General features: G+C 72.1%; 7 protein-coding genes. 2 read left to right on the forward strand and 5 right to left on the reverse strand.

The features are described from left to right. Window positions 1–510: methyltransferase (locus AC1DY2_RS12645; RefSeq protein WP_476762749.1), on the forward strand; the 510-nt coding region annotated here is incomplete at its 5' end. Window positions 511–552: 42 nt separating this feature from the next. Here the strand turns inward: AC1DY2_RS12645 and AC1DY2_RS12650 are convergent. Together AC1DY2_RS12650 and AC1DY2_RS12655 are read right to left on the reverse strand one after the other, a co-directional pair. Then, window positions 553–1,260 (reverse strand): phosphoribosyltransferase, encoded by a 708-nt coding sequence (locus AC1DY2_RS12650; RefSeq protein ID WP_476762750.1) that lies wholly within the window; start codon window positions 1,258–1,260, stop codon window positions 553–555. A 37-nt stretch (window positions 1,261–1,297) separates the two neighbouring features. Next, a complete protein-coding gene (locus AC1DY2_RS12655) occupies window positions 1,298–1,867 on the reverse strand; it encodes a carboxymuconolactone decarboxylase family protein (RefSeq protein WP_476762751.1) in 570 nt (189 codons plus the stop codon). Between the two features lie 453 nt (window positions 1,868–2,320). Here AC1DY2_RS12655 and AC1DY2_RS12660 point away from each other — a divergent pair, with 453 nt between their 5' ends. Then, the gene (locus AC1DY2_RS12660; protein WP_476762752.1) at window positions 2,321–3,961 is read left to right on the forward strand and encodes a VWA domain-containing protein; all 1,641 of its coding nucleotides are present in this window, start codon (window positions 2,321–2,323) and stop codon (window positions 3,959–3,961) included. A 90-nt stretch (window positions 3,962–4,051) separates the two neighbouring features. Here the strand turns inward: AC1DY2_RS12660 and AC1DY2_RS12665 are convergent, their stop codons facing one another. The 3 genes from AC1DY2_RS12665 to AC1DY2_RS12675 form a co-directional block, all read right to left on the reverse strand. Continuing rightward, window positions 4,052–5,599 (reverse strand): DHA2 family efflux MFS transporter permease subunit, encoded by a 1,548-nt coding sequence (locus AC1DY2_RS12665; protein ID WP_476762753.1) that lies wholly within the window; start codon window positions 5,597–5,599, stop codon window positions 4,052–4,054. 139 nt (window positions 5,600–5,738) lie between these two features. Continuing rightward, complete coding sequence (locus tag AC1DY2_RS12670) at window positions 5,739–5,891, reverse strand: hypothetical protein (RefSeq protein WP_476762754.1); 153 nt, start codon at window positions 5,889–5,891, stop codon at window positions 5,739–5,741. Further along, window positions 5,888–6,820: cysteine desulfurase family protein (locus AC1DY2_RS12675; RefSeq protein WP_476762755.1), on the reverse strand; the 933-nt coding region annotated here is incomplete at its 5' end. The genes AC1DY2_RS12675 and AC1DY2_RS12670, both read right to left, overlap by 4 nt.

Genomic DNA, 6,820 nt, shown 5'->3' on the forward strand with positions numbered 1-6,820 from the left:
CCGGTGGTCGTCGACCTGTGCTGCGGCGCCGGGGCGATCGGCGCGGCGGTGGCGGATGCCGCGGGGCCGGTCGAGCTCGTCGCTGCCGACATCGACCCGGCCGCCGTCAGGGCCGCGCGCCGCAACCTCGAGCCGCTGGGTGCGCTCGTCGTCGCCGGCGACCTCTTCGACGCGCTGCCGGGCGAGCTCCGCGGGCGCGTCGACGTGCTCGCCGTCAACGCGCCCTACGTGCCCACCGCCGAGATCGCGATGATGCCTCCCGAGGCGCGCGACCACGAGGCACACGTCGCCCTCGACGGCGGCGACGACGGGCTCGACGTGCACCGGCGCGTCGCGGCATACGCTCGGGCGTGGCTCGCTCCCGGCGGGTCCGTGCTCATCGAGACGAGCCGTCGCCAGGCGCCGAGCACCGAGGYCCTGCTCCGCGCCGGCGGGCTCTCGACGACGATCGTGCGCGACGACGAGCTCGCGGCCACCGTCGCGATCGGCCGCCGCGCGCCGAACGACTGAGCTCCGGGCGGAGGTCGGCGGTCGGCGGGCGGCTGCGCCCGGTCAGCGGTCGGCACCCGGTCGGCCGCCGTGGCGATCACGATGGGCGTCGGCCAGGATCGCCTGCACCGCGGCATCCGTCGTCTGCCGGAAGTCGAGGTAGTGCATGCCGACGGACATGAAGCCGTGCGGGGCGCTGAGGCAGACCACCTCGTCGACCTCGGGCATGGCCGCGAGCTCGGCGACGCTGTCGGGAGCACCGACGGGCATCGCGAGCACCACGGATGCCGCCCCCAGTTCTCGCGCGACGAGGCTCGCCACGCGGGCGGTCGCACCCGTCGCCACGCCGTCGTCGACGATCACCGCCGTGCGGCCGGCCAGGTCGACCGGCGGTGCATCTCCGCGGAAGAGGAGCAGCCGTGCCTCGAGCTCGGCGCGCTCGCGACGCTCGACGGCGGCGAGCTCCTCGGTCGAGACGCGGCCCTGCACGAGCACGTCGTGGTTGAGCACGCGCGCACCGCGCTCGCCGATGGCGCCCATCGCGAGCTCGGGCTGGCGCGGCAGGCCCAGCTTGCGCACGACGAGCACGTCGAGCGGCGCGCCCAGCGCCAGGGCGACCTCGGCGGCGACGGGCACCCCGCCACGCGGCAGGCCGAGCACGACCGGATCGACGAGGGCGCGAACGAGCGGGCGCTCGGCGAGGACGCCCGCGAGGCGGCGACCCGCGTCGCGTCGGTCGGTGAAGCGCTCACTGGACATCGCGTGCCGCACCCACTCGCGCCTCGGCTCAGCCGGCCGGCCGACCGCGTCAGATCCCGTCGACGAGGGCGTTCCGGAGCGGCTCGCTGAGCGACGATGGCACGTCCACATCGACGGCGAGCGCCTGCAGGGCCCGTCCGTAGTAGACGCGGGCCGCGGCGGCCACGGTGATGTCGACGATCTGGCGGTCGCTGAACCCGGCCTCTCGAAGGCGCAGGCTGTCGGCGTCGGTCATGGCGGCCGAGTCGCGGGCCAACTGCTCCGCGAAGCGCATCATCTCCACCTCGGCGTCGGTGAGGCCGGCATCGGCGTAGTCGAGGGCGATGCGCTCGAGCTGGGACTCGTCGAACACCTTCAGCGACTTCTGGCCGTGGGCCAGACGGCAGTGACGGGAGCCCGTGCCGAGCGCCGCGGCGAGCGTCACGAGCTCGAATCCCCGGAAGCCCAGCGACTCGATCGTCGAGGCCGTGAGTGCCCGGAAGGCCGCGTACGCCGCCGGGTTCACCGCCATCGCCGTGGTGTGCGTCGCGACATGGCCGAACGCCGCGCGATCCTCGGCGTAGTAGCGCTCCAAGCCCTCGGGCGCCTCGTCCTCGGGAACCGCCCTGATGATGGTCATCGCACCCCCTGGCACTTGTGACCGTATGCACCTCAGGCCTAGCGTGCGCTGTTCGACGCGTCAAGCCCTGTCACCTCGGAAGGGCGCCGCCTAGCGTTGATGACGTGGCACCGGACACCGACGAGGCGACTCGTCGAACGCGCATCGCGCGGCCGGTGAGAACACCGGAACGCCTGAGCGACGACTGAGGGGTCGACGCACAGGGCGGGGGAGCGGGTCGGATGACTGGGGGTCATCCGACCCGCGTTCTCACCGTTCCCGAGTGAAGTTCGCGTATCAGGCCCCGTCGCCTATGCTGAGTGGACCCTCCCCCACGAACGGGGGAACCCGTTCAGCACAGGGATTCGACGGCGACTCGACGCCGTCGGGCTTGGAGTGTCCGTGGGGCGTCATAGTGTCAAGGCCCCGGCAAGGAAGCCGGGGCGCGCGCTCGTCTTTTCCATCATCGCCGCCGTGGCCATCGTCGGCATCGTCGCATCCGGGGTCTACCTGTGGGTCGGCGGTCACCTTTCCCCGCTCTTCGCGGCCGCCGAGAGCGGCTGCGCCGAGACCGAGCAGATCGTGGTCGTCGCCGACACGTCCATCGCGCCGGCGCTCACCGACCTCGCGAAGGACTACGACGCGTCGTCCGACGCGTGCGTCGAGACCGTGATCAAGTCGCAGGACTCGGCCGACACCGCCGCCGTCATCGCGTCGGGCGGCGCCGATGCCGACGCGTGGGTTCCCGAGTCCAGCGTCTGGGTCGACCGCATGGCCGCGACCGCGGCGTCGCTCGGCCAGACGGCCCCCGAGGTCGAGGTGGGCGAGCCGATCGCCTCCACGCCCGTGGTGCTGGCCGCCGCGGCCACGACGGCGGCCGAGGTCGCGAGCGAGCCGGTGACCTGGACGAGGGTGCTGGGCGGCGGCCTGCCGACCATCCTCCCCGACCCCGAAGCCTCCTCGGCGAGCCTCGCCGGGCTCATGGCGCTGCGCGGCCACTCCTCGCCCGACGACCCGCGGCAGTTCGCCGGGGCCATGATCGAGCTCGGCAAGACCATTCCCGCCTCGACGAGCGCCGCGTTCGGCGCGCTCGCGGCCAGCCAGCAGCCGAGCGTGGTGCTCACGACCGAGGCGCAGGTCGCCGACTACAACCTCGACGAGCCGGCTGAGACGCTCGTGGCGGCGTATCCCGCCGATGGCACGGTGCTCCTCGACTACCCGTTCGTGCAGCTGCCCGCCCCTGTCGACCCCGACGGGACGGCGTCGGCCGACAGCACCGCGGATGCCGCGGAGGCGCGCACGGAACTGCTCACGGCGTTCGCGGACGCGGCCCGGGCCGACACCGAGCGGCTCGCCGCCGCCGGGTTCCGCGCCGGCGACGGGTCGGGCACGCTCGACATCCCCGGACTGGCCGTCGACGGCCCGGCCGCCGCGGCGGCGCAGCTCGACCCGGCCGCGCAGCTCGAGATCCTCCGTGCGTGGGCGGTGCTCACCCTGCGGTCGCGCATGCTCGCCGTCATCGACGTCTCAGGCTCGATGGAGGAGCCGGCCGAGAACGGCCTGCGCCGCATCGACATCTTCCAGCAGGCCGCCATCGGCGCCATGGAGAAGTTCTCGGGCGAGGTCGAGATGGGCGTGTGGGTCTTCTCGACCGCGCGCAACGGCGACCTCGACTACGAGGACCTCAGCCCGATCGCACCGCTGGCCGACCTCGCGCACAAGCAGGAGATCGCGGGGATCATCCAGTCGCTGCCGGCTCGACTCGGCGGCGCCACCGGCCTGTACGACACGACCCTCGCGGCGATGAAGCGGGTGCGCGAGACGTACGACCCGGAGAAGGTCAACTCGGTGCTGCTCATCACCGACGGCAAGAACGAGGACGAGAACGGCATCGACCTCGACACGCTGCTCGCCGAGCTCGCGAAGATGGACGATCCGTCCAAGCCCGTGCCGGTGATCATGATCGGCTTCGGCCCCGACACCGACCTGGCGGCGATGCAGCGCATCGCCCAGGCGACGAAGGGCGCTGCCTACTCGGCATCGCGTCCCGAGGACCTCAGCACGGTGCTCGTGGATGCGCTGTCGCAGCGCACCTGCCGCCCGAACTGCGGCTGAGCCTCCGCGGTGGGCCGATGACCGTCGGCCCCCGAACACGACGAAGGGCCCGGTTCTCGAACCGGGCCCTTCGTCATGCGCCTGCGCGGATCACGCCTCGGCGGGCTCCTCGAACACGGCATCTTCACGCGCGTGCGTCATCATGTCGGCGGGCTTGCGCACGAAGAACGAGCCGACGATGGCGAGGAGCGACAGGATCGCGCCGACCAGGAATGCCGAGCGGATGCCGGCGGTCTGGGCGACCTCGGCCGAGGCGCCGGTCGCGGCGACCGCCACGGTGCCCGCCGTCATCACCGTGACGAAGAGTGCGGTCCCCGCGGCGCCCGCGACCTGTTGCACGGTGCCCACGATCGCGGAGCCGTGCGAGTAGAGGCGCGGTTCGACCGAGCCGAGGGCCGAGGTGAACAGCGGCGTGAACATGAAGGCGAGACCCGTCGACAGCGCGACGTGCGCGGCGAGCACCAGCCAGGGCGAGGTGTGGTCGGTCACCATCGTGAGCGACCAGAGCACGCCGCTCACCACGATGCTTCCGGGCACGAGCAGCGGCGTCGGCCCGTAGCGGTCGAACAGCCGGCCGACCGTGGGGCCGAAGAGCCCCATGATCAGGCCACCGGGCAGCAGCAGCAGGCCGGTCGCCAGCGGCGTGAGGTGCAGCACGTCCTGCATGTAGATGGGGAGCAGGATGATGGTGCCGAACAGCGCCGCCATCATCACCACCATGAGCCCGACCGAGATCGAGAAGTTGCCCGAACGGAAGGTGCGCAGGTCGAGCAGCGCCCGCTCTCGTCGCTGGAGGAGCAGCTGCCGCCAGATGAACCCGCCGATGCCGAGGACGCCCACCACGAGGGAGACGACCATCGCGGCAGGATGCTCGATGCCGCTGACGACGCCGCCGACGAGGCTCAGCCCGTAGACGAGGCCGCCGAAGCCGAACGCCGAGAGGATGACCGAGAAGACGTCGATGGGGATGGCGCGCGGCTCGCTGACGTTCTCGACGCGTCGGATGCCGATGACGAGCATCGTCAGGGCGATCGGCAGCACCAGCCAGAACATGAACCGCCACGACAGGAAGCTCAGGATCAGGCCGGAGATCGTCGGGCCGATGGCAGGTGCGACCGACATGACGATCGACACGCGGCCCATGAACCGGCCGCGATCGGCCGCCGCCACGAGCGTCATGAGCGTCGTCATGAGCAGCGGCATCATGATGGCCGTGCCGCTCGCCTGCACCACGCGGGCGAGGAGGAGCACTTCGAAGCCCGGCGACAGGGCCGCGATCAGCGTGCCGGTCGAGAAGAGCGACATCGCGGCGATGAAGATCGGCCTCGTCGCGAATCGCTGCAGCAGGAAGCCGGTGATGGGGATGACGACCGCCATCGTCAGCATGAAGGCGGTGGTCAGCCACTGCGCCTGCGAGATGGTGATGCCGAGGTCGGTGACCAGGTGGGGGATCGCCACGCCCATGATCGTCTCGTTGAGGATGACGACGAAGGCGGAGGCGAGGAGCAGCCAGATGACGCGGTTGTTCCGCGCGCCGTGGAGCGCCTCGACGTCGGAGTCGGTGTGTTGGTGAGTGGCGGCCGCGTCGAGGCGTGCGGCCTCGGGCGCAGTCAGGTCTGGAACGGCGCGTTCGGTCACGGAGAGGCATCCAATCGATCTCGGCGCAGAGCGGCGCCGGGGGAGTTGCGTCGAATGTGTGTGTCAACCTGCGTCGGACGACGCACTATTCCCGATCGGCGAGATGGATCGGAACGTATGAATCGCGCGGCGGGGCGGGCTACGGAGCGGGCGAGGGACCGTCGGTCGGAGTGGGCTCGGGGAGCCAGCCCTCGAGCTGCTCCTCTTCGGGAGCGACCTTGTCTTCGGCCCGCTTCTTGCCGACCTCGAGATCGGCGTCGTCGTCTGCGGGAATGGCACTTGGATCGGTCATGACTCCACGATATTGCGGACCGCCGACACTGCGCGGGCGACCGCGGCCGCAGCGTCCGCGATCTCGTCGGCCGTCGTCTCGGCGCCCAGCGTGAACCGCACGGCCGTCTGCGCGAGGTCGGCCGGGATGCCGATCGCCGTGAGCACGTGCGACGGCTCGTCGCTCCCCGCGGCACACGCCGACCCGCTGGAGCAGACCACCCCGTCGCGCTCGAGCTCGAGCAGCACCGCTTCGCCGCTGGTACCCGGGAAGACGAACGACACCGTCCCGGGCAGTCGCCGCACGGGGTCGCCGGTCATCACGGCGCCCGGCACCGCGGCGACGACGCGTGCGGCGAGGTCGGCGCCCAGCGCGCCGACGCGGGTCGCGGCATCCGCCCGCTCGGCCTCGGCGAGCCGCAGCGCGGTGGCGAACGCGACGGCGCCCGCAACGTTCTCGGTGCCCGAGCGACGTCCGCGCTCCTGTCCGCCGCCGTGCAGCACCGGCTCCAGCGGGATCCGCCCGCGCACGATGAGCGCGCCCGTGCCCTTCGGCGCGCCGACCTTGTGCCCGGCGAGCGAGAGGGCGTCGGCGCCCAGCCCGTCGAGCCCGAGGGGAAGCCAGCCGGCCGCCTGCACGGCATCCGTGTGCATGAGCGCACCGGCGGCATGGGCGACCGTGGCGAGCTCGGCGACGGGCTGCACGGTGCCGATCTCGTTGTTCGCGAGCTGCACGGAGACGAGCGTCGTGTCGTCGCGGATGCGTCGGGCGAGCGCCGCGGGATGGACGGAGCCGTGCTCGTCGACCTCGAGCATCTCCACGGTGAAGCCGTGCACGCGGGCCAGGTACGCGGCCGACTCGAGCACCGCCTCGTGCTCGATCGGGGACACGAGCACGTGGCGGCCGCGCGGGTTCGCGAGCGCCATGCCCTTCACCGCGAGGTTGTCGGC

The organism is Agromyces sp. P1_H4 (assembly GCF_056405255.1).

What these genes read in the sequence shown, in the direction of transcription:
- AC1DY2_RS12655 (WP_476762751.1), bottom strand. Translation starts at nt 1,867, where the DNA reads ATGACCATCATCAGGGCGGTTCCCGAGGACGAGGCGCCCGAGGGCTTG.
- AC1DY2_RS12670 (WP_476762754.1), bottom strand. Translation starts at nt 5,891, where the DNA reads ATGACCGATCCAAGTGCCATTCCCGCAGACGACGACGCCGATCTCGAG.